Raw genomic sequence first — 26,814 nt, forward strand, 5'->3', positions numbered from 1 at the left:
ACCCGTCCGCCGCTAGGTTATGTAGAAGCAAGCTTCTACATAACCCCGCTCGACTTGCATGTATTAGGCACGCCGCCAGCGTTCGTCCTGAGCCAGGATCAAACTCTCCATTAAAGACCAACCGAAGTTAGTTTATAGAAAGAGCGATAAGCTCATTTTGAAACTGACGAGATGAAATCTCTCATTTCCGCTTCCATTTAATACAATCTAATGGCATGTACCAAAATTTCTGCGTTGGATTTTGTAAACAAAATCCATACTCACTCGTTGTTCAGTTTTCAAAGATCAAACTTGCATAATGTCTTACTTTGTTTCGTCACCGCGTCTCAGTGGCGACCTTTATAATATATCATCTCTTTTTAGAATTTGCAAGAGTTTTTTTTAATTTCTTTTTTCGAGCAAATCCTTCAAAAAGGAACGAAAATTAATTTACCATGAATATTGAATAGAGTCAATACTTTTTTTGATATCAGAAAGTATAAGCTTTTTAAAATAGTTTACTTCCTGATATCTCTGATATGTTTTCTAACCTATCTATTGTTTGGTTTGTGGGACTCGCCCTCTGCGAGCATATTTTGATAGTTCCTTGGCGGGTGCAAAACGGGCATACATGCGGAAGACTGTTTTATATCGAAGTGCGATTGCGTAGCGAATATCTTGATCCAATCGAGTATCGCTCATATCAAGCAGCATTTCATCTAGCTCCTTACGAAGAACGTAGTCAAGTTCCTTGCATTCTTTTTCGTTAAACAGCATTCCCAACATATGACCAAACTCCCCTATCAGCAGATTATATAGTACTTATATTTGCTCAACTATTGTTCCAATCTTTACCTGTTTTTAAACTCAACTGCTAAGGTTTCAAACTTCCCCCGATTAATCTTCAGCTTCTCTTTAAGCTCTCCCCTTTGTTATGTTCAATTTTCAGGAAATATATAAATAATTGGCCATAATATTTTATTGTGACAATAAACGATAAGTTATGCCACTCTCAATAGCAGCTGCTATAAGCAGTAAGATGACAGACCATAGGGATACCCTCAACGTTTGTTTCCTAAATACATTCCACGATGGGCCAGTTCCTTTGCGCTTTAGCCCTATGCTTGTACCTATAGTAGACATTATGTTGATTCCAAACTTCAATCCGAAGGCACAGGCGATAATCAAAACAGGCAATTCAATCACACCGTGAGGCAGTAACCCTTTTACAACAACTTCATACATACTTCTTCCCATATCTGTCTGCAAGTGTACTACAAACCCTAAAACCATACCGTTCACAATCAAAAATATAAACGGTACGATTCCAAATACAGCCCCCATAAATATGACCAGCACACATTTAATTGCATTATTGAAAAAGATAAATACAAAAAAACTCCATTGTGGATGCTCAGAATTCTGCAAGTACTGCGCTACTTCTCCCAGTCCCTCCATTTGTTGCGCCAGCATGGATTGAATAGTGCCTGTACTTAACCACCCCACTATAATACTTGTGCAGAAAAGAAGTGCAGAGATTAAAATTAACCGTCTTGTCATGTGTAAGTCGTGAAAAAATGCGTTTAGTCCCATTTGATAATTCCTCCTATTAGCCCAATGGAATAATTGACAACCCCTGGCATAGCTTTAAGTAAACAAGCACTTCTAGGATGAAAGGGGCGTTATTAACCATGAATTCTTTTTTTTATGTATTAAACGGTAAAAAAATCAAACGATTCTTAATCGTAATGGCTGCAGCCATCTTTACTGTCGGAGTCATTTATGTAGAAACCGATAATGTTACAGTTTTTTCCGAGGAAGCACCAACCGCTATTTATAGTGTGCCCACGGACAAAAAGTTGATCGCTCTCACCTTTGATATTAGTTGGGGCGATAAGCGTACTGCCCCCATCTTAAAAGTCCTTGAGGATAAAAAAGTGACCAAGTCCACCTTTTTTCTTTCTGCCCCTTGGAGTAAAACACATCCGGAACTTGTGAATCAGATTAAAGAAAGCGGATTTGAGATCGGCAGTCATGGCCATAAACACGAAAATTACAGTAGCTTAAGCGATGAAGATATTCGTAAGCAGATTTCAATTGCTCATACCACATTAACCGAACTGACAGGACAGTCCCCGAAGTTGATCCGTATGCCTAATGGCGACTTTGATAAAAGAGTCCTTCAGGTTGCCGGCACTTTAGGCTACAAAACCATTCAGTGGGATACAGATTCCCTGGACTGGAAAAACCCTGGTACTCAGGTCATAATCGACCGTGTTGTAAATAAAGCGCATCCTGGCGATATCGTCCTTCTGCATGCCAGTGATTCCTGTAAACAAACGCATGAAGCCCTGCCCGTCATTATTGACAAGTTGCGCGCACAAGGCTATGAATTCGTGACTGTATCCGAACTGCTTCAACAGGGTACAGTAAAAGGCAAAGAGGTACGCGATCAGGCACTGGGTCTTTAAGGAGTTATTTTACATCGTTCTCAGCTAAAAACCAAAAGCAAATCGACATATTTCTCCCCATTCATCCGCATACTATCCACATTCATGATGAAGGAGGAATACGGCCATGAATTGGACTCGTTTGCGATTTGTTAGCACGGTATGCGTACTGGGCGTTGCACTGAGTGGATGCGGCTCGGATCAGGGTTCTGCGCCCCCCCAGAACAGTTATAAAGAGATGAAAACGATGGTTGTCGATATCCTGAAAAGCGATGACGGAAAAAAAGCGGTAGAGGAGGCTTTAACCGGGGAAAACAGTTCATCCAAAGAAGGACAATCCGGTCAAAGCAGTGAAGAGGGTGGGTCTGGTGGTGGGTCTGGTGGTGGGTCTGGTGGTAGCATGGGAATGAAAATGCTTATGCCCATGCAATCGGCTGAACAGATGAAGATCGCAGTCAAAGATACTTTGGTATCACCTGAATATAAAAAAGAAATCGAAAAAATTATGACTGATCCACGTTTTGCCGGAGAATTTGCCAAAGCCATCAACAGCCAAAGCAAACAGCTTCATATGCAACTTATAAAAGACCCTTCTTATCAAAAATCAATTGAAGCAATGCTCAAGTCACCAGAATTAACCAAAATGTATATGGACTTAACTAAAACCCCTGAATATCGCAAACAATCTATGACAGTCATGCATGATGCCATGCAAAATCCGATTTTCCGACTTGAGGTTATGAATTTACTCAAAACCGTCGTACAAGAGGAGCTTCAACCCAAGGTTGAGAAAAAAACCGGTGAGCAAAGCGGTGCAGGCGGCGATAAGCAAGGTGGTGGTGGAGGTAGCGAAGGTGGGGGCGAAGGAGAACAAGGAGGAAGCCAATAATAAAAAGGCTGGTTTAATAAACCAGCCTCAGATTGTCGAGAAACCCCGTCTTTTGAGACGTGGGTTTCTTTTTCTTTACATCATAAGGCTCTGGTCTCTGGAGAAATAGGGGGTTACCCCTGTTTCTCCAGGCGATCCAGGTGGATCGCCATCTTCTTCATGTTCTGCACGGCTGCCGTCATAAGGGCTTGTTCCCTGACGTTTGGTAGACCGCGCAAACGGCAATAGCGAAACCCATGGAGCTCTTTGGCATCCGCGAAGCTTCGCTCAATCGTCTCTTTTCGTTTGCGGTACAGCCGTTTCCCGGATGGGCTTAGCCGGTTGCTCCGTACCCACTCTTTGCTGTCTTCCCAGACATGCCGAGTCACCACTTTGCGGTGGTTTCGAGCTGGGTACACTGGTCTAGCAGTGGGCAATGCTGGCACTGAGCTGGGTCAGAGACATACTGCCGGTATCCCTTACGGTCCGTCGTTCGGTAGGGCAGTTCCTGTTGGGCTGGGCATCTATACACATTGCGTTTGGCATCGTATTCAAACTTCCATTTCGGAAACAGCCCTTGTCTGGGATGGAATCTTCGGTGAGCAATCATAGCAAAAATCTTTCGGTTTTGAAAACCTCGGCAAATCGGCGTCGTTAAATAACCTGAATCTAGCGCAACAGCTTCTACTTGAAAACCAAAGCGTTCTCTTTGTCGATCCAAACGGGACAAATAGGGGACAGAATCATGTACATTCCCCGGCGTCACATGCACATCCGTAATCAGATTGTACTTCATATCCACTGTGCGGTGGTCCAGATAGAAGAAGCCTTCAGGCTTGCCATCACGGATCATATAGCCGCTGTCTGGGTCGGTTTTGCTCACTTTAATTTCTTTTTCTTCGTTCACTTCCTCTCGGGATTTTAAGGCTTTTTTCCGTGGCTTTTCCGGTCCTCCTTCACCGCTTCGTTAAGCTCGTCCATATAGTCTTTGGTATTCTGCAACACTTGTTCTTTGGTGTACTGGTGCCTGTTAGCATTGGCTTTGACGTGTGTGGAATCGGTGACGAGAACACGCCCACCCACCATTCGGTGAGAGATCGCCTGCAGCACAATTTCATCGAAGATATCTTGAAAGATCGTGGTGTCTTTAAAGCGAGTGCGACGATTCCAGCTAATCGTCGTATGGTCTGGAACTTTATCCGTTAAGCCCAGCCCCAGGAACCAGCGATAAGCCAGGTTCGTCTGAATTTCACGCTCGAGTTGCCGTTCTGAGCGAATGCCATAGAAATAACCGAGAAAGATCATTTTAAACAACACGGTAGGATCAATGGCAGGACGCCCGTTGTCCGCACAATACAGCGGGCTTACCTTCTCATGAATAAAGGAGAAGTCTATATATGTATCCACTTTACGAAGCAGATGATCTTGCGGTACCAGTTCTTCCAGAGAAACCAATTCAAAAGATTGTTGTTTGTCTCGATGAGGTCGCAGCATATCAACACCGTCCGTTCTACAATAGTTACCTATATTATACAACATTAACGCGGTGTCGTCTTAAATAAAATGAACATAAAAAAAGCTGTCGAGACTTTCTCGACAGCCTGAGGCTGGTTTAATAAACCAGCCTTTTTTCTTTATTCAGATTCCGTGTGCAAGATCGTAATCTGAGCAGCAATATCATTGTAAATGGTCCCCGTGGCAGACTCAGATTTATATACAGATGGAGAAAAGTCGGCCTCTGACGGATGGTTATCTGGAATACCCAGCGGAATTTGAGCAAGAAGTTTTGTATGAAGAGTGTCTGCCAGCATAGCACCCCCTCCTCGCCCAAAAACATAGTCCTTTTCTCCAGTGGAGGACACATAATAAGACATGTTCTCCACAACGCCGATGATCTTATGATCCGTTTGAAGCGCCATTGCGCCTGCACGTGCAGCTACAAAAGCCGCCGTCGCATGTGGAGTAGTGACAATGATTTCTTCACTCTGCGGAATCATTTGATGTACGTCAAGCGCTACATCGCCAGTGCCTGGTGGTAAATCGAGAATCATATAGTCCAGTTTTCCCCATTCGACATCACTAAAAAACTGTCTGAGCATTCTCCCCAGCATGGGACCTCTCCAGATCACCGGGTTGTTTTCTCTAACAAAGAAGCCCATAGACATGATTTTGATACCAAATCGCTCCACTGGCTGAATGATACCATCTTCGACAGAAGGCACATCCTCTACTCCAATCATATCCGGCACACTGAATCCATAGATATCCGCATCAATTAAACCCACACGCTTCCCCTGTCTAGCTAAAGCAGCCGCCAAATTTACAGCTACTGTCGATTTTCCGACACCACCCTTTCCGCTTGCAATGGCAATAAATCGTACGCCAGATGCTGGGCTAAGCAGCTCATGTTCTTCCATGCCAACAGCATGTCCTTTGGTCAAAACCGGGTCAGCCGCTTCCTCGGCCTCCTCTCCATTTTGAAGGGCAGACTTTTCATGCTCAGATGCCTCACGAATACGAATATGAACGTGACTTAATCCCGCCTCTTCTAATGTCTGCCGTATTTCTCGTTCCAACTCTTTCAGCGTCTCTTCCTGGCTATTCAGGGTAATGGCAGTCAAGGATACCCGATCCTCTTTAACCACCACATCCCGAATAAAATGGAGATCGACTAGACGGCGTCCTGTATGAGGCTCCCGCACTTGTTGAAGTAGCTCTATAACTTGCTCTCTTGATTGCATGAATTATCAGCACCTCTGCTCTAATGAATTACGGAGTGGTAAACACTTACAGTATACCACTATCTGGCTTCAGGTGCTGGTGAGATCCCCTTTTCCCCGGCACTGTAACGCAAAATCCCCTTATATATGGACGCCGCCACCTGCCTTTGATAGTTCACGTCACTAAGTCGTCTAGCTTCCTCAGGATGGGACAAAAATCCTACTTCTACAAGGGCTGATGGCATTTTGAGAGCTTTCAATAAATAAACTGTGTTCACGGTCTTAGCCACTCTGTCCGTATTTTCCAAGTTGCGTTTGATCTCTTCCTGAATTAAAGACGCCAAATTCCCGTTATCTGCATGGTTAGGTACGTAAAAGGTTTGGGCTCCACTCCAACGGCTCGACGGAATACTGTTCATATGGATACTTAGAAAGAGGTCTGCTTTCTGCTCCTCAATTATACGCACACGCTGCTTCAAATCCTCCGTTTTTCTTCTGGAATAACCTTTCGTTTCTTGCTGCGCCAGGTCGCGATCATCCTCACGTGTCATGACAACAACAGCACCTGCTTGCTGTAAATAATCCCGCAAATAAAAAGCGATTGCCAGATTAATATCCTTTTCAATAATCCCTTCTTTGCTAACCGCCCCTCCATCAGGCCCTCCGTGTCCAGCATCTAGGGCAATTACTTTACCAGTAAGGGGTAAACTCCAATGGGTCCAAGCTCTCGAAGCAGGTATCTCATACAATGCCAGTGTAATAAATAGAACGGCGAGACAACAGCCCAACAGCATTTTTTGCAACGTCCGATAGCGAATCCACAGTGTAACCTCGTTTTTACGATTATTTTTTTGCATAACAAAACGCCTCCGTCCTATACAGATACTAATAATCTATATGGGACGAGGCGTGTAGATAGTACAACTCAGGCATGAACAAATTCTTTCATACCTTCAATCAGCACTTGAGCGACTTCTGGTCGTGTAAATTCAGGTGGCGGGCAAACCCCAGAGCGCAACAATTCCCGTACCTTGGTGCCCGAGAGCGTTAAATGATGCTCCTTGGGATGTGGGCATGTTTTACTTGAGGCCATATTTCCACATCGGGTGCAATAAAAACTGTGTTCAAAGAACAATGGAGTAATCCCCAGCTCTTCAGGTGTAAAGTGCCTGAAAATTTCCTGTGCTTCGTAGGTACCATAATAGTCTCCTACACCAGCATGATCCCTTCCAACAATAAAATGGGTGCAGCCATAGTTTTTTCGCACAATAGCATGGAAAATGGCCTCTCTAGGACCCGCGTATCGCATGGCAGCAGGAAATACCCCCAGAAAAGTCCGATCAGCCGGATAATAATTGTCCAACAGCACCAGATAGCTCTTCATACGCACATCTGCCGGAACGTCATCTGACTTGGTTTCACCAACGAGTGGGTTTAGAAACAAAGCATCCACAATCTCCATCGCGCTTTTTTGGATGTACTCATGTGCCCGGTGTACCGGATTTCGTGTTTGAAATCCTACTACTGTTTTCCAGCCTTTTTCTGCAAAATAGTCGCGTGTCTGTGATGGTGTATAGTAAAACTCACTAAATTGTGTGGGCTCCGGCCGATTCAGCACTTGCACACATCCACCAACATACGTAGCAGGTCGATCTAACAGTTTTTTTACGCCAGGATGAGCCGGGTCATCCGTCTTGAATACTCGTCTGGCTTCCTCAGCCTGATCTACCTGATAAATACTTTCAATATCAAGTACAGCATAAATAGTACCATCTGTTTCACCCACCAAAGCCACCTGCTGACCTAATTTCAATTCACTGGCTACACTTTCTGCAACTGCAAGAGTAATGGGAATACTCCAGACTGTACCATCGGCAAGACGCATATCTGTTACCACTGACCGATAATCAGATTCATTCATAAACCCCGTCAAAGGAGAGAATGCCCCCACTCCAATCAAATCCAGATCAGAAATGGTCCATGAGTTTACACGGATTGGAAACAATTCCTCTGCGGCCTGCAAAAGTGCTTTTTGCTTCGGTCCTGTAATGATTTTATCAACAAGTGTTCCGCCATGCGGAAGAATTGCAGTCATAATGCACTTCCCTTCTCTTCATAAATATGACTCATAGCTACCTGAATACCATTTTATTGATGGAGCCCGCACTCCGTTTTCTCATTACCTGACCAGCGACCTGCACGAGGATCTTCACCTGGTAGGACCTCACGGGTACATTGCTCACAACCAATACTGGGATAATTGCGGTCATGCAATGGATTATACAGCACTTCATGAGTACGGATATAGTTCCATACATCCTCGGATGTCCAGCTTGCCAAGGGGTTAAATTTAACGAGTCCAAACTTTTCGTCATACTCTACCTTTTTTGAATTCGCACGGGTAGGGGCCTGATCCCGGCGAATACCGGTAATCCATGCATCGTATTGTGACAAAATACGTGTCAGCGGCTCAACTTTGCGTATACCACAACATGTGTTTGGATCTGTTTTCCACAGTTCCTCTCCATGCTCAGCCGCTTGCTCTTCAGGAGTAATTAAGGGAGAGACCCTAACAAAATCCAAGTTATATCTGGCTTTCATCTGATCTCGCGTATCATAAGTTTCTTGAAAATGAAAGTCGGTGTCCAAGTAAAAAATGTCGGTGGAAGGGCTAATTTTTTGAAGCATATCTACTAGTACTACATCTTCTGCTCCGAAGCTACAAGCAAAGGTAAGATTGGGAAATGTAAGAACAGCATACTGGATAATTTCCTCTGGCGTAGCCTCTTCCAGTTCAATTGCCTTGACTCTAATCAACGCTTCTTTCTCCAATAAATTCATTATCAATGCGCCTCCATATGAAGATTCATAAATAAGTGTCACTCCAATACCGACTAAACTAATAAGATTAAATACAGTATAAAACTTCCACAATCATTGTCAATCCACCGCAAAATGCCCTGATGCAAGCATTTATCCACCTAAATTTGCAGGAATGTTGCTCTGTCAGCATTCTTTAATGCTTTCTTGCGTATCCAATCAAGTTCATTGACTTTATATAAAATATTCTTATACCAAACATTTGAAAAATGGCCCATAGGCCCAGTGCGCGGCAGCCATCGGTAATGCTGAACAGCTTTGGGTTGCTTTGATCAAGCAAGAACCATCTGTAGAAGAAAGCAAGCATCGTTTCTAAATCTAAGATTATCGAAGGATGCTAACCGAGGGAATTGAAAATGACTTTAGGTTTCACTCTACTATTCTGGAGCTCTGGCGTCAGCGATGCCTTCATTCTGAAAATTATAAAAGGAATGACTGCGCGCTGAACTCTTAGTATACCTCTATTCAATCCTAAAGCGCTCGTAGCGGCAATTCCCGAGGAATTGATCACTGGAGGACACAAGCAAGACTCTTATCGCTACTAGAAGCCTATTTAAAGCCTGTCATCAATGAGGGGCGATATTATGAGGTTAGACAGTCGGACAATACATGGTGCTCCCAGTTATAGTTTGGAGCGATTGCTGTGTAGACTATTTCTATTACCAGTAACATGTACATCGGCGTTGCAATTGCAGTAGCCTAGGAAGCGGACACTGCTAGGCTAAGGACCGTCCTTCTGCTCCGTGCACACAAATAAAAAGAGGTATTCCTTGCCGTATCCCTAGCTAAGCCCAAAACAGCTGTACAAGAGGTATAGACAGTGCCAGCCAGAACATATCAAGGAGGACTTTACATAAACAAGTGAAAGCAAGGTATCCTCGTGAAACAGCACTTAGCAGAAAATATTAAGATGAGGCTATATTGAATAACCGAACATTATATTTTTAGTCACAGGTTATAAACATTACAGAATAAACTGCGTTGAAATAGCAAACTGTATTTGTGTATAACAATATCATCTTCAATTCCATCGTGGATAACTTTTCGTATTCCGTGCATTTGCATGCAGTTATTTATGTATTCGCTGAAACATGCTGAAGCTTGTAACTTTTAGAGTAGGTCTACTTATCCACATGTGGATAATGATCAGGAAATGACTAAATAAAAAAGAACCCTTTCCATAAGGAAAAGGCTCTTCTGTATTCCAAATATTAACGTTTCGAGAACTGTGGTGCACGACGAGCGGCTTTGAGGCCGTATTTTTTACGTTCGAAAATATAACGTTCGGATGCGTTCAGTTTTCCGCAGTATAATAGGAAGAAAAAAATTTTTATTCCGATATGTTAGGGTCTGTTCTGGTTCAAATATGGTCAAAATATGGTCAAAAAAAAGAAACTCCTGCTGACCTTGAAGACGGCAGGAGTTTCTTTTATATTTTTTTATGGAACCAATCTGGATTGACTATATGAAACGTTAATAACAGAGTCATCAAAGAGAACTAAATTATATCCTCCGTCGTGAACAGCACTTTTATATTTAATACCGTCAAGTTTCATAAAATCCTTTACATAAAGCGCAATTGCCTGAGTAGGTAGATAATCAATTTCAGGCTTATTGTAATCTATAGGAGCCGCAAAGCTATCATTAATAATTTTTCGAAAGCTATTACTCTTGCTGTATTCCTCTATACCATGTGTTAAATCAAGCAACTTTAAGTCCTGGTTAGGCTTGCATTCTGCAATACTGACAGAAGTTCCTGACTTTTTGTGTACTTCTTGCAAAACAGTTTCTATTGAGTCCGCGATATAAAGAAAAGGTAAACCAGCTGGGTTAACTCTACCTACCCCGCACCATTGCGCTGGTGGGGCTTTCAGATCCTTTGCTTTATAGTATGGCTTCTTGTCTTCTTTTTCGGCTCTGCCTCTGAAAAAAGGTCCGTCATGGCTAGAGATATTTAATGTGGCTATGTATGGAAAAAAATCCTCTAACAAACTTTTTAAGTTACTGGTGTAATCATTCCAAATTTGTGTAACTTCCTTATCATTTGTAGTTCTCATCGTCATAGGTAAATCTGAATAACTCGGCTGCCCGTCTTGTGAGTTTACCGTCCCTTTGTAAAGAACATAATCATTTTTTTCAGTCAAAACTTATCTTCCTCCTAATAAAGTAGTGCCCTGTTAAACTGATAATTAACAGGGCCTTTGTACCGATGCTTTCGGATACAATGTAAGTATAGTATCACTGGGTGATTCTGTAAATGTATTAAGCAGATTTAATTTTATTCGGGTTAAACTCTTCCCAAGCCTTCTGAACGGCTGCCTCTACTTCTTCCGACTTTATAACAATACCAAGCTGACCTGCCTTAATCGTCAAATATTTAACAGCCTCGTGAAACTTTTTCGCGCCAGCTCCAGCATAGTTTCTCTCAACCCATGCATAAGCGTCTTGGGCCAGTTGTCCAATTCTGTTGCGCTGCTCAATGTTAAAACGTGCTTCATAGATCGGTTTAACCTTGCGATACAAGGAAGCTGCCAGTATAAGCAGGCCAGCCGTACCTAGCCCAATCAGCGACAGCGTAATATTTGTGATGTATTGTTCGATCATGGTTATTTATCCCCCTTGAGAATGTTTTTACGTAGACGGCTTAGAGCTGCCGCAGCTTCTTCCCGTGTAATCGGTGCGCCGGGACGTGTTCCATCAAAGTAACCATTCTTGGTCATTTCCTCCCATACATCCGCTGCCCACGGGCTAACCTTGTTAATGTCTCTCTGTTGTTCTGACACTTTGTTTTCTCCCTTCTTATTGAACCGCGTACGAATCTCGTCCACCGTTCCATCAAATTCATTTAGATCAACATTACCAGCAATTCCTTTGACCTTGCCGCTATCGCTGTACTGCCAAATATCCCATCGTTTCCACGTCACTGTATCGCTTGGTAAGCGCGTTTCACTGTACCGTGCTATCCATAAAGGGTAACCGCCCAGTGAGGCGTTAAAATTGGCTGCGAATGCATTGCCTGTATAGATAATGGGCTTGCACCCTGTAAGTCGCTCCAGCTCAATCAGGAAGGCCAACGCTACAGCGCTAATAAGTGTTTTAGACAGCTTGCTGGGATTGTTTTCATAGTCCATTACAGGCGGCAAGTCCAGTGATTTTCCACCCCCTACCTGTTCCAATACCTCTGCAAAATGCCTTGCTTCCGCTTTCGCTGCTTCAACACTGGTGGCATCTAGAAAGTGATATGCACCCAGCAATACCCCGGCTGCTCTGGCTCCTTTTGCATTCGTGGTGAATGTCGGATCAACGTAACGTTCCCCCTGACTCGCTTTAATGAAGGCGAACGAAATGCCATCTGCCTTGACCGCCTTCCAATCAATGTTTCCTTGATAACGGGATACGTCGATCCCCTTTGCATTGCCCTTTTTCCTCGCTTGCATTCTTGTTCTCCCCTTATACAGCAGGCTTCTGCTGATCTTTGTTTTCTGGCTCTGGGTCTGGCATATTCGGATTTTTAGGAGCCTGTGACCGGGATTCAAAAATCTTAACCGCATTCCTTAATACATCGGGCATCGGAACCCCCATTCTCCCTACATTTTCAATGACTGATAGCAATTCGTTAGCCAAATAAAAGAAAATGACCGCATCTCGGAAATAGTGTGCATCCCCAAGAATACGATCAATCAGATGAGCAATTGTAACCATTAGAAATATTGCTACCTTACGAGCTATGCCATAGTACCCTTTCCTGCTTTTCAATTCTCCATTAATCCAAGCCGCTGCCCATCCAGTGAAGAAGTCGATAACGACTATCCACCACAATAGCGTTAGCATCGTTGTCCACCCCCCGAAAAAATAACCGATCATGGCCCCTGCGGATAAGCTTTTAATTGCCTGATCGACTTTCTCATGCATAACTCTTCCCCCTATTTAGGTCAGGAAAATTGTCCTGCCCTTTGTCAAAATCCTTGTAAATTATTCCGTTAAATATTCTCTTAAATATTTCAGCACAAATAAGCCCCTGACCACTCCAGGGACTACACAGATAGATATTTTGTTATTGCATAACTGATCACCTCCCCCAAATAACTAAAACTTTTAGCCTGAAATACCGTAATAAATGGTATAATCTACGAAAAAAGGAGCTGTACCCCTTGAAAAAAATGATAATAGGTTTAGTAGCTGGTATGTTGATCGGATCGGCAACGGCGGCTGTAGCTGCTACCTCCCCAACTGTCCAAGCTGTAGTAAGTAAATATGCAATTACTGTAGATGGTCAGCAGCAGACACTTAAATCAGATCCACTCGTATATAAAGGCACTACATATTTACCAGTCAGAGAGGTTGCCGGGTTGACCGGATATGATTTGCAATTTGATGCAAAGAGCAAAAAGATTGATTTGCAAACCAAAGCGGAAGGAGGTTCAACAGTGAGTCAAACTACAAACCAACCTACTGAGAAAAAAGTTTCATGGATCACCGCAAGAGAAGCCAACGAAAAATACGGAATCAAATACGTTGTAGATAAAGAAAGCACATTTTCTTATGGAGAAAAAAGCGTAGTCTTTCCTGTATCCATGTACGAAAATCCAGATGGTAAGACATTTACCAATGCCGAAAAAACAGCCTCTCTTATGTTTAAAAACGGTGTACCTTATTTAGGCAGCGACACTTTGCAACTCTTAGGTGTAAATCAATAATTACCACCGCCACGGCTCTGCACGAACAATTGAGTAACGACGTTAGCCACCACGCGCCCTAAGCTATTGGGCGCTATTTGTATTTCATGCCAGTTCCCTCGTGAAACACGCCCATCCCCATCTTTGGACAGGTACGGAATGATGTTGATGTCATTCCCACTGGTTCCGCTTATCGGAACTGCATTTCCATCCACTTTAATAGATACGTTGTTTGGCTGTGGCCCTTCATATATTCCGTACTCAATTTCATGTGTATGGTCAGGTAAATTGATATCGTGTGAATGTTCCGGTATCTCAACTGTATGATTGTGACCAGGTATTGTTACTCTGTGACTGTGCCCCGGAATTGTTACGCTGTGTTTATGTTCGGAAGTAATCGCATGACTATGCCTACCAGAAGCGGAAAATGTAACATTCTCCCCGGTGCTTGTAACTAAATTTGTTCCGTCTGGTATACCGTGATTATGCTCCCCTCCTACATTCACAGCATCTGGTACGAAGGTAGCAAATTGCGACCATTCTTTTGATGTACTAGCAGATTCAACAGTTGCAGCTAATGTGGAAGTAGTTGGTGTCTGGACTGCCGTTGTGGATGTAGATGGAACAGAAGCCCCACCCGCAGCCGTGGTTGTACTGACACCCCCACCACCCTCAATAGCTTTGGAGTATGCCCGGAAAGCTTCCGTTTGGAAAGACAGCATTACTTTATTAATTCGGACGGTATCATCAGGCACATAGAATTTTAATATGGCTGGATGGTCTGGATCGCAATTATCTGCAAAGTCCCTGGTATCCAAATTTGTTGCGCCTTGAGCGTATACCTCGCTTATATGCATCCGGTTTCGTAAGTCCGCTATGCTGCTGGCGATATCCTGTGTTTTATTGGCAATCTCCAGCTTCACTTCTCCCGGCCTGCCTAACAGATCGCCTTTGCTTACCTTGAGCACCCGCGCAACGATATCAACACCCAGTTCCCTATCCTGCACCCGAACCATTGCCCCTACTTTAAAGCGGTCAATAGGGTCTTTGGTCAGCGCATAGATTTCTGCCGCGTCTACCGTGTACTGCACGCTTGGAACCTTCAGTTCATTAAGCATAGCCCGGCATCTCGATAATAAGGTATCAGCAAATTCAAAACGCTTGTCCGCAAAAATGGTTTGTACAAGACCAAAGCGCTGAATGTATTCCGGTTCTGCGTCAATATAGGGCTTACCACCATTAATATCAGCGAAAGTAAGCTGGTTAACCCCTTCACCATAGCCCAAGCCATAAATGCGTGTAGTGACCTGAGACGGGTCTATTTTCCGTTCTATGCCCTGCAAATTTACTCCGTATCGAATGTACGCTTCCTCTCGTGCAGAGGGCTGTACAAGGTTCAGAGTCCACGGGTAGGACGTAGTATCAAACGTCCACATGTATTCATCTGTGAATGGCTGCGGAACGGAAAATAGGGCGCCTAGAAGGTTTTCATTTTCCCAGTTATATTCATACTGGTGTGAGAACTGAATATCACCCAGCCGCCAACGCTGCGTAGTCTGCCGATCCAGAATGTATTTAAGCACTTGCGGTGTGTAATAACCCAAATTACCAACTGTGTGATATTGAAACAGCACATCATCCAGCAGCGTAGCTAAAACGTGTTCACACTGATATGTGATTGTTTCCCCGCCGCTACCGCGCTTTGCCGCACTGGATAGGATGCGGAACAACTCAAGTCGAACATCACCATCAATTATTTCTACGAAGTACAACGGTTGACATTCGGCGTTCTTTTCATCCCCAGCAGGCAAAGAAAATTGTGCTGTCCAAAGTGCGTTCATTGATGCGTCATAACCAATATCGAATGCATTTTCTAGAAATGCCACCCGGCGCATTTGTAAATCATAAACTGTCACATGTGTCCTCATGCTTCCTCCTTATACAAACCGATCCCGGTAGGTGATACGGAACAAAATGTCACGTCCTGTTTCCGGGTCTGTCCACGTTAGGACGTTATTTCCCAAGTTCAGATCAAAAAAATTACCCTGCATCTCATGCAGAGCATTCCGGCCGTTCTTTGTAATTTTGAGGTTCTTTGAATCAATAATGACTTTATCCCCTGGCGCAAATAATCCTATAAGCTCGATATAATCTGTGTGGAATCGGCTGGCATCTGCTGTTATGCGGCCCTCGCCGTGCATAGGTACAGCCTGCGCCAATATATCACGGATATACACGGCATCTGTCATACGTCCCTCACCAGACATAGGTACAGCTTCCAAGTCATATTCACGGACAAAATCAGCCTGCGCCTGACCTTCACCGGACAACTCCGCAGCGGCAGTCATATCCAAAACAAATTCCAAAATGTATTCCGTTACGGTACCAGGTTCGTCCACATTAAAAGCCATAAGATTGAACGCATTATCGCTTTCGGTTCCATCCGTCTCCACCTTCCGTGAGTACATTTGCCCGGAACCAGAAAGAGATGCAGAAAGGTCAATAATGTTCCCTTCTACATCTCCTGTATTAAAACCAAGGCTATTAAAACCACCATTAAACATAGCTTCCTCCTATCAGGCAAGGAAAATTTTCCTTACTGGAAGTCCACGCCTGTAATGGTCTTGTATTCTTCCGGTGTGATCTCCCCGAAAGGATTGTCCACCGTTTTGACTGCACCCTTTAACTTCTCTGCCGTTATCCAACGCTGTACAAAAGCAGTTTTCCAAAAAGTCATTTGCTATCCGCTCCCTTCAAATTGATTAGTTCCAATTTTGTAGCTGCCAGTTCAGCGCCCATGCTGGCTAAAAGTTGAATTTGTTGCATGGTTTGAATCTTCATTTCTGCGAGTTGCTGCCCAAGAAGTTCATCACTGGTCGGTTGTGCAGAACCCTTTACAATCAGACCGCCATCTGGTGCAACTTCAATTTCCCGTTCTTCGATAGTTGCCCCTTCAGGCAAAGGATTCATGGTCTGTTCTTCGTACACAGCTTCTTTCGTGATCTTTCCCTCGTCGTTATACTCTGCTGGTGACTTCAGGACTTGCTGGCGCTTATAATCCCAAGGCCCGATGTTGATTACCTCGTCATTTAACACTACACATTCTTTTATCATTTAACAGCCCTCCATCCCGTGTTTCCTGTTCCAGATTCTTTGATATACAGAGTCTCCCCTGCATATCCATCCAGCCTACGATATAGCGATCCTACCGGAGCAGACACGGCTCCTTCAGGACTTCCGTTCCCACTGAAAAGATTTGCAGAGGAAGCTTTTAGACTGTTCAGGTCCCCGCCTTGCCAGCCTATATTACCCTCTTCTATCCATAACCCATTACCAAAATTCCAGTCAGTACCATCTATAGTGTTAGATGGAGATATATATACTCGGCCATTATCCGATTTGTGTAATGCCCATGATTTATACCCTGGACGATAGATAGCTAACGGAATGGCGTTCTTGCTATCAATTGTTCCCCACACAGAACCGCCGCGAGTCATGAAAATTTCCGTCCACTCTCTCCAGTCAGCACCAGCAAACGCAATTCGTGTATAGACACGACCTGGATTATCATGTGAAAAGTACATTTGAACAATAGCACCGCTGTCGTAATTCACCACAAGTTTGCCATAGGTATAGGCTCCGGGTGGATAGTTCGAAAAACCTGTCCATGCGGAAAGAGCCACATTGTAGCTGCCCGATAGGGTGGCATCATTACAGTTTGCTGGTGCATTGCCTCGATTGCGATATGCGCTATTTGCTAGGCCATACGCAGAACTTACTGCACTCTCTGTAGCCGCTATATCATCCCGTGTCCCGTTGACTGCCTTGGAGAGTTGGGTAACACCCTTTTTAGTTAAAGAAGCATTCTGAGTCTTCTCGGCTACCGTAGCGGACAAGTCTGTTACCTTTTCATCAATCTCAGTAACATTGCCCTGTACTGCCCGGAAGTCCGCTGCCGTGAAATTGCGTGCAATCCGTGTACCGACAGGCCAAGCACGGGCAACACCCTCATAGCCACGTACACAGCCTTTCAGAATGTTTTCCTCTACGCTTGTATACGTAATGGTTTCTGCTACATCCCCATTGCCTAAAACAGCAATACCCTCGCCCTGTAAAAGCACAGCGGCGTTGGCGACTGTAATTTCGGTTTGCGTGTCTGTGATCAGTTCTGCAAGTTCAGTTTTAGGAGAGTTCACCACTGGTGGATACATTTTTTCCACGCTTCACACCTACCCTTCGTCTACTTTTATTTGCCCGGCCAGAAACCGAAGTGTGTCATTCGTCTGGACCGTGCGCGGTGTTTTGACTGCCCCGTGATATACAAGATTGCCCCCTGTTGCCGCCGTGCGAATGCCGATATGAGTTACCAAGCCCCAATCTGCTCCAGCTATAGGGAAAGAGACATCCCCCACGCTGGAAGTAACGGCGCGTCGATCCGCTATAACTGGTTCAGAAAACGTCACAGCACGGCGCGTATAGCCTCCACCGCTTACCTCCTGCCCTGTATCCGCATCGGTTGGACTACTGGTGTATAGGGCAATGTAAAGCGTTTGAGGAGAAGCAAAGTTAATCCCCCGCAAGGCTGCATTAATACAGGCTGTTTTCCACCAGTTCGACTTACTTAGTAATATGTCTGCCAATATAAAGACCTCCTATTCTACTTGATATTCATTAGCAATTCTGAAGCTACGCAAAGTCGTTGTTCCCACATTGGTAAGTACGATGTATGGAAAAGCCCGGATATTTCCGCCTGAGAAAATCTGAATATCCTCAGGAGAATGAGTGATTGTCGTTTCGTATATACGTTCCTGATTGCTGTATGCGAACGGATCAAAGGCGATAAAGGGTAAAGAGAATTTTCCTAGCCCCATGATACGTTCTATATCAAGACTGCCAGATAAACGGACAATAAAATACTGATTCGTCCGCTCTCTCAGCCGCATTTCCATCTCTCGTGGCTTGCCGTAGCTATCAACCAAATGAGCAGCAAGCTGCATAGTGAGTTGTTGTAGTCGGAAAGGATCACGCCCGTTAAATGCACAGTCAAAAGTAAACTGTCTTGCTCCCAAGTCGGCTCCGTAATCCCATACGCCATTACGTCCCGCAATTGCTAGTGTACGATCCACGGTACCCGGAAGCGCCGGGCGTTTTGATGTGCCTAACACTAAGAAACCAAGATCTTCGTTCGACTTATTCCCCAGCCAAAGACTTGCACTCATGCTCTTGCACCTCCCATTGCCCGGCTTTGCTGCTCGGTCATAGACCAAATTTCGCGGGCCAGTTGCTTAATATCATTGTCAGACCGCACGCTAAATGTAGCTCCTGAAAACATACCATCCATGTTGTATGTGGTTGTGTTGCTGTTTTGCCCAAAAGCAGCAGCAGCCGCACCAGTTGACGACTGCAATCCAGATAGATTCGGAATTGAAACATCATTCAGGTCGTCCATTGTTGGTTGAATCGAATCCGCAACCATAGCAGACACTTCCTGTGCTGCTCGCGCTGCATCTGAACCCGCCTTACGAATACCAATCGCTAACCCTTCGCTGACAAATCGCCCGTACCCTGTCGTTAATCTTGAAGGTGAGTGCATATCGAAAAATTCAGTAATAGAGTCACTGATTTTCTTCGCAACCGCTCTGGCTTCTTTGGCAACAGACTCCGCTTTGCTCTTTATTCCGTTTGCCAGCCCGTTTATGATATCCGCACCAATTTGTGTAAGGTCTATACTCTTCCAGAAAGCAACGATTTCGTTCCATTCGTCGGTAATGTTCTTCCAGATTTTCTTCATTTCATCCGCTACTGATTGATACATTTTGGAGAATATACCTTTGGTAGCTGTCCATAAATCATTGAGTTTGGTCTTTGTACTGGTAACAAACACATCCCACTTGCTCAGGATTTGCCCCGTTTCCCAATCAATTTCATTAACGTGTTCCCCTGCCTGCTTCTTGGCTTCGGCAATGACTGATTCGTGCATTCCTTTAGCTTTGGCGACTGTTTCGTCATGTTGTCTTGTCGCCTCTTTAATAAGCTTATCCGCCTGCTCTGCCGTGATCGTGCCGGCCTCGTCACGCTGCTGGATGATCGTCTTAATCACATCATTGAACTGCTCATCAGCCGCCTTGATCGTTTCGTCCCGCTGCTTGACGCTGTTGGCAACGACTTCCGCCGCTTGCTGCGCGCTCAGATCGCTTGCATTCTGCTTCATCCGTTCCATGATGGCGCGTTGCTCCAGCTCATTTTCGGACATATGCTGAATTCCAGTTTCCACCATTTGCTGTTGGATGCGGTTAATCTCGGTACGCTCTGCATCTGTAATATCCCGTTTCTGGTTCTTGGCTTCCTCCAGAATCGCCGCAATTTTACGTTGTCCTTCCTGAACATTAGACTCCTGAGCGGCTTGGTGGGCCTTCATCTTCTCCAGAATGGCGGCTTCTTCCGTCTCAGTGAGCGCAGCAGAATTAGCATAAAAATCTGTCATGGTTTGGAGCTGTGCAGCATGATCCTCCTGCATGGCTGCTAGAACTTGGTCCCCCATTTGTGAAAAGGTATCTATAATGCTTTGTGCCGTAGCTTGTGTAACAGCCTGACCTGACCATTGAAGTTGGTTAAGAGCTAAAGTGGCTTTATCATTCAAATCAAGGAAAGCACCTGCCGCCTCTTGTGTGCTGGCGGAAATATCCTCCCCGAATCGTTCTACTGCCGGAATAGAATCTGACATGACATCTTGAATGCCTTTAATGGCTGCTACAACGATAGAAACAGGCCCTGCAAGGGCAAAAATAACTCCCTGTAACACCGGGGACAGTTCCATAATATCTTCCCAATTGGCATAAAGCGCTACGCCTGCTGCTGTAATGGCTGCCAGACCAGCAACAACCCAACCTACAGGATTACTGAGTAACGCCATAGCGCCCCCAGTAACACCCGCCGCGCCTCCAATGGCACCCAAGGCCGTAACCGCCGTCCCGATCGTGGATACTAATCCCCCAAGTCCAATTAACAAAGGTCCTACTGCTGCCGCAATGCCTCCAATAGCTAAAACCGTTTTTGCGCTCTCGGGCGACAGGTTTTTCAGCCAATCCGTTACACCCTTTAGCGCTTCTTGCACTTTGGGAAGCAGTTCCTCTGCCAGATCCAATAGCGCTTGCCCCAGTGGGACCAAATCGGTTTGCAGTTCTCGCCACATCTTCGAAGCCCGCGCTCCAAAGTTGTCCTGTAGTGCCTCACCTGCTGCATCCGTAGAGCCAATAAAGGTTCCAAGATCTGTGTTCGCCGTGGCAAAGAAGTCCCGGAATTGAGGTCCTAAATCCTCTAACGGGGTACCCATTAAAGCAACTGCGGTCTGCGCCCGCTGCGCCGGGTCCTTGATCGAAGAAATAGCCGTTACAACAGCCGTGAATGCCTTCTTCGTCGATTCGCCGCCGCTGGCAATGTCATTTTCCACTTGCTTGAAGTCCAGACCTAAAGCCTTCAGAGCATCACGTGAGCCACCACTGCCGTCCCCAATCTTGAGGAATGCCTCCTTTGCGGAATCCCCAATTTTATCCAGATTAAACGCGCCTTTTTCTGCGCCTGCAATCAGAATAGCGGTGAACTCGTCTGCACTGTATCCCAACCCTTTGAACTGCGGTGCATACTCCCGCAAGGTATCCAAGAGTTCATCTGAAAAATTGCCGCCTCGCTGAAAGCCGACCGTAATAAGATCCATCGCCTCGGAACCGTCGATACCAAAGTTTTTCATGAGGACCGAAGCGGTTCGGGTAGTCTCATTGACCTCAGCATCAAATGCTTCTTTTAAAATGACCGCCTTTTGGGTCAGATCCGTTAATGTTGAATCGTCCAGACCTTGGATGTTAGTACGGGTAGTGATAAGCGCTTCATTTACTTCATCTAAGCTTTCACCGAACCCGTTCTTCCAAATGCTTTGAGCAGCCAGCGCCAGTTTATCTGCCTGATCTGCGGTCACGCCCAGCGAAGCCCGCATTTTACCGGAAGCCGCATCTAAATCCAAGGCAACTTTTCCCGCTGTCGTACCAAGAGCCACAAGAGGAGCCGTCACGCCAACGGTCAAGGCGGTGCCGACTCCCTTCATCTTATCTCCAGCTGCTTTGAATTTGTCCCCTACCTGCCCAAGCTGATCGCCTGCGTCTCCTGCTTCTTCTTCCAGATCGTCCAGTTCGCCACGGGCTTCGCGTAATCCATTCTCAAAGCGTTGTAATTCCTGTTCAGTACGGACCAGTTCACGTTGAAAGGCTCGATATTGTTCTTCTGATATATCTCCACGCTGAAACTGCTCTGTGACCTGTTGTTGAGCGCTGCGAAGCGTGTTGAGTTTGTCGCTTGTGTTAGCAATAGCATCCGTCAGTAGCTTTTGCTTTTGCGCCAGCAGCTCCGTGTTACCTGGATCGAATCGCAAAAGCTGATCCACTTGTCGCAACTCGGCTTGTAAGTCCTTACTTCTCTTATTGGCATCTGCTAAGGCATCGTTTAAATTACGTGTGTCGCCGTTAATCACAACATCGATTTGTGGTGCATTCAGGCTATTCAGACTATTTTGAAGCTTTTTCAATTCCTGCTCTGTCTGAACCAATTCTCGCTGAAATGCCCGATACTGTCCCTCGGTAATGTCCCCGCGGGCAAACTGTTCGTTAACCTGTTGCTGTGCAGCACGCAAAGTATTCAATTTATCCGATGTGTTGGCGACTGCATCCGTTAAAATCTTTTGCTTTTGCGCCAATAATTCTGTATTTCCGGGGTCTAATTTCAGGAGTTTTTCAACCTGCTTTAGCTCCCCCTGTAAATCTTTACTTCGCTTATTCACATCAGACAGGGCCGCAGATAGTCCGGTTGTCTCCGCTCCAATGACGACGTTAATACCTTTGATTGTTTCAGCCAACTACTGCACCCCCTATCTGCTGTAAAATGAATCAATATCTTCTTGTACTGCTTCCCTCGAACCGCCCGGCTTGTTGCCTGTGAAACTGTGAGCCATGTCCAGTAGATCCGTTACCCTGAGTTCATTCATTTCTGAAAAGCTAAGGCCTACACGCTTACCGATCACAAGCAATTCAATTTCCATTCGGTCACGGGTATTATTCTGAGATGGATTATCTGGTTGGTTTGGATCTCCCTTTACGAAAAAATCCGTCTCCGGCCTCCTCCAAGGCATCTTTCAGAAAATCACCGTATACGTCTAAATCATCAAACTCACTGAGCCAGTTCGGGAAGCTCGGGAACTGCTTGCCGAAAGCGTCCGCCTTTGCCATGGCCCACACAATTTGCAAAATGAGTATGGTGTCGAATCGCTCCATAAATTTTGCGGGGTCGATTTTATCCGATGCGCCCGGCTTAAATCCCTGTCCAAATGATTTCAGCAGATCCGCCAGCAAATCAGCCTTAAATTCTTGTTTGTAAAACAAAAGAGCCAAGGGGGTCGCCTTGACTCTTACCGTTTTACCTCCACCCATGTTTAGTTCTCTCATGCTTCAGCACCTCCGGTTACTCCAGTACCTGTGAGAACTGGTGTATATACCGATTCGAAGAACGCGTTATAAGCAGCAGCATTCGTATCATTGAGTTCCATGTCGCCCTTTACAATTGTTTTTCCTGCTATTTCAATCGGGGAAACTGTAACAGAGAGAACGTCTGTCGAAGGCTCAACGCTGGCACCCTTGGTTGTGCGCTCCTTGGCGGTTCGACTGGCTTGTGCTTCGTAATAAACAAAGCGACGATTTTTTTGATCGCCCTGGACCTGGCCCAAAATGGCAAATGGTTGAGGAATACCGTCCGTAACTTCGACCAGCATACCGTTTTTGTCAATTTCCCAACCCAACATGCGGGCGATAATGGCATCTGGAATCAGCGCAAATTCTAATTCTCCGGTGTAACCGTTATTTGATGTGGCAATGAAATAAGCTCGGTTTTCCGCGTAAAAGGTACTGGACTCACCTTGCGCTTCTGGTGTCCAGCGAACCGCTCCGTCAATGTGTTGCGGTGTTTCCCACGCAAGTGTGGCACTGTTTGTATCTTTAAAAGCAATATGGACCTTCTCTAGGCCATAGGTCACTTTATTTTCTGGCATATCATTACCCTCCAATTAATTGAATTTCATATAAAATTTGATACAGCTTTTCATCATCCAGCCAGCTTTCCAGCTTTGAATAAGGTAAGCCCAACTCCTTCAGCTTATCTTGGACTTTCTTTTCAGTAGCTAAATCCTTTTTAGTGGTATACAACTCCACCTGATAGTTGCCAATTTCTACATAGTTTTGATTGTCTGCTATCATGTCAGAGCTGTACGCAAACTGAAATGTTATGAACGGTGGGGCCGGGGCAGGATTTTTTTCTGTCACTGTAAAATGACTATACGTTACTGGCATTCCCAGTGATTTAAGTTCGACAAATAACTCTGATTGTTCCACTACCCATTACCTCCGTTACGAATGATGCGCTTGATATCATCCGCAAGATGTGCCGCGTGGTGTTCATAAGCAGGCCGCAAGTGAGGATAAGCCCTTACCCGCCCACCTCCGCGCTTGGCGTGTCCAAATTCCAGCAAATGCACACGGCGGGAATGCTTTTTGTTCCATACTACCAACCGCTTAAGCGTCCCCTTGCTCTGATCGGAAACCTTGAACCCCTTGGCGTACTTCCCGGTATGCTTAGGTGCGCTTGTCTCCGCTTCCTGTCGTACCTTTTCGGCTACTTCATCCAAATGCTGGTCAATTCCTTTTTCTACATCATCGGTGTATTCCTGTACGGCGCGGGTGATTTCGGAAACAAGCTGATCAATGTCAATGTCTCTAGCCATCTGCCGCCACCCTCTCACACGTTAGTTCCAGTTCTTCAAAGCCAGTTGAATAGGTACGAATCACCCTGTACAGCACGCCATCAAAACGGACAGACTGTTCATAGTTGTACTCATAGCCATGAATAACAAACACCATTTCAGGTCGTAGCCCTGCAACCGCTGCATTGTAAAACTCAGTACGTCCCACAGATTGGAGTTTACACAACACGATCGTCTCTACTGGATCACCGGGAATCTGATTGCCTATATCGTCCTGTGTAATTTCACCGGGCCTGATTAGCGTAAGCTCATAATCCCAACTCATGGTAACCTCCGGTTATGAAGAATTAGATTGTGTAATCTGAATTGGAGATGACGCGGCATAGCCCCGGATTCATCCCGGGACTGATACCGCCATGTAGCATAATCAGCACAAAAAAGAAGATGATTGAAGTTCTCCGCATCAAGTGCAAGCCCTTTTTCATCTTCCAGTTCGGTAATGACTGATTTTGTAATAGACTCCAGATAACTGTCACGCACCGTTGTACGAATGCCCAGCCGTTCTTTTACAAGGTTAACGATTGTGGTGGCATCCATATCAACCCTTGGCTTCTAGAGCCGTTACGCGGGCCGCTAGAGCGTCATACTGGACCTTTGTGACCTCGCCCGGATCACCTTTATCGCCCTTGTCACCTTTTGCCCCGGCTGCGCCCGTTGCTCCAGTATCGCCTTTATCGCCCTTGGGTCCTGCTGGCCCGGTTGGTCCCGCTGGGCCTGTTGCTCCTTTGTCACCCTTTGGCCCTGGTTGCCCTGCGCCGCCTCCGGTAGTAGAGCGAATCACAGAAGCCAATTCGCCAGTTTTTACTTCTTTAGCTACGTACCCAAATCCCGTTTCTGATGCTACAACTACACCGCCAGCGCCTGCCGCCACTGTTGCCCCGGCCGCGATGTCCTCACCAGCTTCCACTAACCAAGTGGGGCTATTGTTAATGATTACGGTGATCACATCACCCTTTTTCAACGTACCAGTTGAACGAAAGTCAGGCGTACCGCCTGCTGTAGTTGCCGCCAACATGATACCTTCAGTTCCTACCGTTTTAGATAGGAGTCTGTTTGCTGCCACATCCTCAGTCACTACCGCTGTAAACTTGCTCATCCCTGAGCACCCCCCGCCGTAATTGTGAGCACTGCAAAGTATTCTTTATAAACTGGTTTGCCGTCATATCGTCCAGTACCCTTGAATACCGTTTGGTCCTGAATAAAGCGTACTTCTTTAGAGCTTTCAATTTTGACGCCTGCACGTTCTGCCAACAAATACTTCTTAAAATCGCCCAAGACAATTGTTTCAGCCGGGGCATATTGTGAAAATACAATACGTGTGCCATCGGGCAACATTGGATTGGTGACAGTTTGAACAACCACTCTTCCGTCTGCTGTTCTTACAAGCGTTTGCGGTACAATGTGCTTGTAATAAGTGGATCGACGCATAACAGCAATGACTTCTTCAATCGGCGCTCCGTCTTCTCCGTCGTCAATTAGAGCCAATTGAGTGACAATACTTTCAATAGATTTATCTACGGTAACATTGCGGCTTGTATCATCTTTCAATGCCGTTACCACCCCAAGCGGCTGTTTTGCTGTCGGGCCTGTACCAATCAAAATAGCCTTGTCCAACGCCTTACCAATTGCCATTGCCAAACGGCGTTCGACAAAATTCGCCAAATCAATCATGCTGTCCTCTAAAATGGCGTTACACAGAGGAATAAAGCCCCCCACTTTAAAGCCATCCAGTTCAGTTTGTGTGAAGGCATCTGCCAGCTCTTGAACAGGATCACACATTTCAATCCAAATCGCCTCAGGAATGGCACCGTCTAAAATAACACGTGCATCACCATTCAGCGGAACTACTTCAACCTCTTTGTAAAGGCGGCTAAAATCACCAATTCGCGTGCGGATCATGTCAATAACAACGGTAGGAATCGTTGCATCTGCTCCTGTGAGTGCACGATTTTCTTTCACAGCCGTAGCCAGTGCGGAATAAAAATCACGTACCTCAGGTTGGTTCAATCTTTCAAGGGTTTGCGCCCGTGTTTCGTATTTGTTGCCTCTCATTCTTGTTTCGCCTCCTGTTTGTGTATGGTTTCTTTCGGATGGTGCTGGAGCTGGTACAGAGTTCGGGGTATTATCAGGTGCTTGGCTGTTGAGTTGTTCCAATTCACCTTCAAGTGCTGCAATCTCGCCTTCCAATACACCTTTCTGCTCAGTAATCCCCGTCTTCTCCTGCTCCAGCTCCGTAACACTTTCTTCTACAGCTGCAATTTCTTCGTCGGTGGCGGCTTCCTCAATTGCGGATTCCAACTCATCGGATCTCGTTTGCAAGCTGCGTTCTTGCCCCAGTAGTTCTTCAAGAGCAGCTTTACGCTGCTGAATCTTTTTTGCCAGCATA

At 45.4% G+C, this 26,814-nt stretch carries 31 protein-coding genes, 1 rRNA gene and 1 pseudogene; 3 read left to right on the plus strand and 30 right to left on the minus strand.

Translation table 11 applies throughout. From position 1 onward, the window contains the following. The 3 genes from WA407_RS23415 to WA407_RS23425 all read right to left on the minus strand — a co-directional run. Positions 1-114: ribosomal RNA gene (locus WA407_RS23415) — 16S ribosomal RNA — on the minus strand; the annotation flags it as partial. A gap of 420 nt (positions 115-534) precedes the next feature. Further along, entirely contained in the window at positions 535-765 is a 231-nt protein-coding gene (locus WA407_RS23420) for a hypothetical protein (protein ID WP_013312131.1), read from the minus strand. Positions 766-957: 192 nt separating this feature from the next. Then, the gene (locus WA407_RS23425) at positions 958-1,572 is read right to left on the minus strand and encodes a stage II sporulation protein M (protein ID WP_254351868.1); all 615 of its coding nucleotides are present in this window, start codon (positions 1,570-1,572) and stop codon (positions 958-960) included. Between the two features lie 98 nt (positions 1,573-1,670). Here WA407_RS23425 and pdaB point away from each other — a divergent pair, with 98 nt between their 5' ends. After that, on the plus strand, positions 1,671-2,450 hold the full coding sequence (pdaB, locus tag WA407_RS23430) for a polysaccharide deacetylase family sporulation protein PdaB (protein ID WP_061831406.1): 780 nt from the start codon (positions 1,671-1,673) through the stop codon (positions 2,448-2,450). 106 nt (positions 2,451-2,556) lie between these two features. Then, positions 2,557-3,318: a spore germination lipoprotein GerD gene (gene gerD, locus WA407_RS23435; RefSeq protein ID WP_336078516.1), complete on the plus strand. Its 762-nt coding sequence runs from the start codon at positions 2,557-2,559 to the stop codon at positions 3,316-3,318. 113 nt (positions 3,319-3,431) lie between these two features. Here the strand turns inward: gerD and WA407_RS23440 are convergent. The 10 genes and pseudogenes from WA407_RS23440 to WA407_RS23485 form a co-directional block, all read right to left on the minus strand. Beyond that, positions 3,432-4,791, minus strand: a pseudogene (locus WA407_RS23440) (IS1182 family transposase). 140 nt (positions 4,792-4,931) lie between these two features. Next, complete coding sequence (locus WA407_RS23445; RefSeq protein ID WP_061831404.1) at positions 4,932-6,038, minus strand: Mrp/NBP35 family ATP-binding protein; 1,107 nt, start codon at positions 6,036-6,038, stop codon at positions 4,932-4,934. Between the two features lie 59 nt (positions 6,039-6,097). Next, on the minus strand, positions 6,098-6,874 hold the full coding sequence (cwlD, locus tag WA407_RS23450) for an N-acetylmuramoyl-L-alanine amidase CwlD (protein ID WP_061831403.1): 777 nt from the start codon (positions 6,872-6,874) through the stop codon (positions 6,098-6,100). 68 nt (positions 6,875-6,942) lie between these two features. After that, positions 6,943-8,112, minus strand: a complete 1,170-nt coding sequence (gene sat, locus WA407_RS23455) for a sulfate adenylyltransferase (protein ID WP_061831402.1) — start codon at positions 8,110-8,112, stop codon at positions 6,943-6,945. Between the two features lie 53 nt (positions 8,113-8,165). Beyond that, positions 8,166-8,858: a phosphoadenylyl-sulfate reductase gene (locus WA407_RS23460; protein WP_013312138.1), complete on the minus strand. Its 693-nt coding sequence runs from the start codon at positions 8,856-8,858 to the stop codon at positions 8,166-8,168. Positions 8,859-10,108: 1,250 nt separating this feature from the next. Beyond that, entirely contained in the window at positions 10,109-10,237 is a 129-nt protein-coding gene (gene rpsI / locus WA407_RS26830) for a 30S ribosomal protein S9 (protein ID WP_442952055.1), read from the minus strand. A 99-nt stretch (positions 10,238-10,336) separates the two neighbouring features. Next, positions 10,337-11,041, minus strand: coding sequence for an RES family NAD+ phosphorylase (locus WA407_RS23470; protein WP_336078517.1), 705 nt, complete (start codon positions 11,039-11,041; stop codon positions 10,337-10,339). A gap of 118 nt (positions 11,042-11,159) precedes the next feature. Then, positions 11,160-11,501, minus strand: a complete 342-nt coding sequence (locus tag WA407_RS23475) for a phage holin, LLH family (protein ID WP_336078518.1) — start codon at positions 11,499-11,501, stop codon at positions 11,160-11,162. 2 nt (positions 11,502-11,503) lie between these two features. Next, positions 11,504-12,334 (minus strand): glycoside hydrolase family 25 protein, encoded by an 831-nt coding sequence (locus WA407_RS23480; protein WP_336078519.1) that lies wholly within the window; start codon positions 12,332-12,334, stop codon positions 11,504-11,506. Positions 12,335-12,347: 13 nt separating this feature from the next. Next, positions 12,348-12,809 (minus strand): phage holin family protein, encoded by a 462-nt coding sequence (locus WA407_RS23485; RefSeq protein WP_336078520.1) that lies wholly within the window; start codon positions 12,807-12,809, stop codon positions 12,348-12,350. A gap of 248 nt (positions 12,810-13,057) precedes the next feature. On the opposite strand from WA407_RS23485, the gene WA407_RS23490 reads away from it, so the two are divergent. Next, a complete protein-coding gene (locus WA407_RS23490) occupies positions 13,058-13,594 on the plus strand; it encodes a stalk domain-containing protein (RefSeq protein ID WP_336078570.1) in 537 nt (178 codons plus the stop codon). On the opposite strand, the gene WA407_RS23495 is transcribed toward WA407_RS23490, so the two are convergent. From WA407_RS23495 to WA407_RS23575, 17 genes are read right to left on the minus strand one after another with little or no spacing between them, the layout of a single operon-like run. Continuing rightward, on the minus strand, positions 13,588-15,501 hold the full coding sequence (locus tag WA407_RS23495; RefSeq protein ID WP_336078521.1) for a phage tail spike protein: 1,914 nt from the start codon (positions 15,499-15,501) through the stop codon (positions 13,588-13,590). The two genes, WA407_RS23490 and WA407_RS23495, sit on opposite strands and share 7 nt — an antisense overlap. A 9-nt stretch (positions 15,502-15,510) precedes the next feature. Beyond that, positions 15,511-16,137 carry a phage distal tail protein gene (locus tag WA407_RS23500; protein WP_336078522.1) on the minus strand — a complete coding sequence of 209 codons (627 nt, stop codon included), beginning with the start codon at positions 16,135-16,137 and terminating at the stop codon, positions 15,511-15,513. A gap of 32 nt (positions 16,138-16,169) precedes the next feature. Next, a complete protein-coding gene (locus WA407_RS23505; RefSeq protein ID WP_336078523.1) occupies positions 16,170-16,310 on the minus strand; it encodes an XkdX family protein in 141 nt (46 codons plus the stop codon). Then, on the minus strand, positions 16,307-16,687 hold the full coding sequence (locus tag WA407_RS23510) for a hypothetical protein (protein WP_336078524.1): 381 nt from the start codon (positions 16,685-16,687) through the stop codon (positions 16,307-16,309). Before WA407_RS23510 ends, WA407_RS23505 begins: the two co-directional genes overlap by 4 nt. Then, positions 16,684-17,784 (minus strand): pyocin knob domain-containing protein, encoded by a 1,101-nt coding sequence (locus WA407_RS23515; protein ID WP_336078571.1) that lies wholly within the window; start codon positions 17,782-17,784, stop codon positions 16,684-16,686. Before WA407_RS23515 ends, WA407_RS23510 begins: the two co-directional genes overlap by 4 nt. Positions 17,785-17,802: 18 nt before the next feature. Beyond that, a complete protein-coding gene (locus WA407_RS23520; RefSeq protein ID WP_330721597.1) occupies positions 17,803-18,213 on the minus strand; it encodes a phage tail fiber protein in 411 nt (136 codons plus the stop codon). A 12-nt stretch (positions 18,214-18,225) separates the two neighbouring features. After that, complete coding sequence (locus WA407_RS23525) at positions 18,226-18,792, minus strand: distal tail protein Dit (protein ID WP_336078525.1); 567 nt, start codon at positions 18,790-18,792, stop codon at positions 18,226-18,228. Further along, the gene (locus WA407_RS23530) at positions 18,789-22,475 is read right to left on the minus strand and encodes a phage tail tape measure protein (RefSeq protein WP_336078526.1); all 3,687 of its coding nucleotides are present in this window, start codon (positions 22,473-22,475) and stop codon (positions 18,789-18,791) included. Before WA407_RS23530 ends, WA407_RS23525 begins: the two co-directional genes overlap by 4 nt. Before the next feature lie 12 nt (positions 22,476-22,487). Further along, positions 22,488-22,658, minus strand: a complete 171-nt coding sequence (locus tag WA407_RS23535; protein WP_336078527.1) for a hypothetical protein — start codon at positions 22,656-22,658, stop codon at positions 22,488-22,490. Between the two features lie 28 nt (positions 22,659-22,686). After that, on the minus strand, positions 22,687-23,061 hold the full coding sequence (locus tag WA407_RS23540; protein ID WP_336078528.1) for a hypothetical protein: 375 nt from the start codon (positions 23,059-23,061) through the stop codon (positions 22,687-22,689). Then, positions 23,058-23,660, minus strand: coding sequence for a major tail protein (locus WA407_RS23545; RefSeq protein ID WP_336078529.1), 603 nt, complete (start codon positions 23,658-23,660; stop codon positions 23,058-23,060). The genes WA407_RS23540 and WA407_RS23545 overlap by 4 nt, the downstream gene beginning before the upstream one ends. Positions 23,661-23,664: 4 nt before the next feature. Further along, positions 23,665-24,000, minus strand: a complete 336-nt coding sequence (locus tag WA407_RS23550; RefSeq protein ID WP_336078530.1) for a hypothetical protein — start codon at positions 23,998-24,000, stop codon at positions 23,665-23,667. Then, a complete protein-coding gene (locus tag WA407_RS23555; RefSeq protein ID WP_336078531.1) occupies positions 24,000-24,389 on the minus strand; it encodes an HK97 gp10 family phage protein in 390 nt (129 codons plus the stop codon). The genes WA407_RS23550 and WA407_RS23555 overlap by 1 nt, the downstream gene beginning before the upstream one ends. Continuing rightward, complete coding sequence (locus WA407_RS23560) at positions 24,382-24,693, minus strand: phage head closure protein (RefSeq protein ID WP_336078532.1); 312 nt, start codon at positions 24,691-24,693, stop codon at positions 24,382-24,384. Before WA407_RS23560 ends, WA407_RS23555 begins: the two co-directional genes overlap by 8 nt. Then, a complete protein-coding gene (locus WA407_RS23565) occupies positions 24,690-24,965 on the minus strand; it encodes a hypothetical protein (RefSeq protein WP_336078533.1) in 276 nt (91 codons plus the stop codon). The genes WA407_RS23560 and WA407_RS23565 overlap by 4 nt, the downstream gene beginning before the upstream one ends. 1 nt (position 24,966) lies before the next feature. Continuing rightward, positions 24,967-25,524, minus strand: a complete 558-nt coding sequence (locus tag WA407_RS23570) for a head fiber protein (protein WP_336078534.1) — start codon at positions 25,522-25,524, stop codon at positions 24,967-24,969. Next, entirely contained in the window at positions 25,521-26,813 is a 1,293-nt protein-coding gene (locus WA407_RS23575) for a phage major capsid protein (RefSeq protein ID WP_336078535.1), read from the minus strand. Before WA407_RS23575 ends, WA407_RS23570 begins: the two co-directional genes overlap by 4 nt. Between the last annotated feature and the right edge of the window lies 1 nt (position 26,814).

Origin of the sequence: Paenibacillus sp. 203 (genome assembly GCF_037027525.1) — a bacterium.
In the GTDB taxonomy this organism is placed as follows: Bacteria; Bacillota; Bacilli; order Paenibacillales; family Paenibacillaceae; genus Paenibacillus; species Paenibacillus polymyxa_B.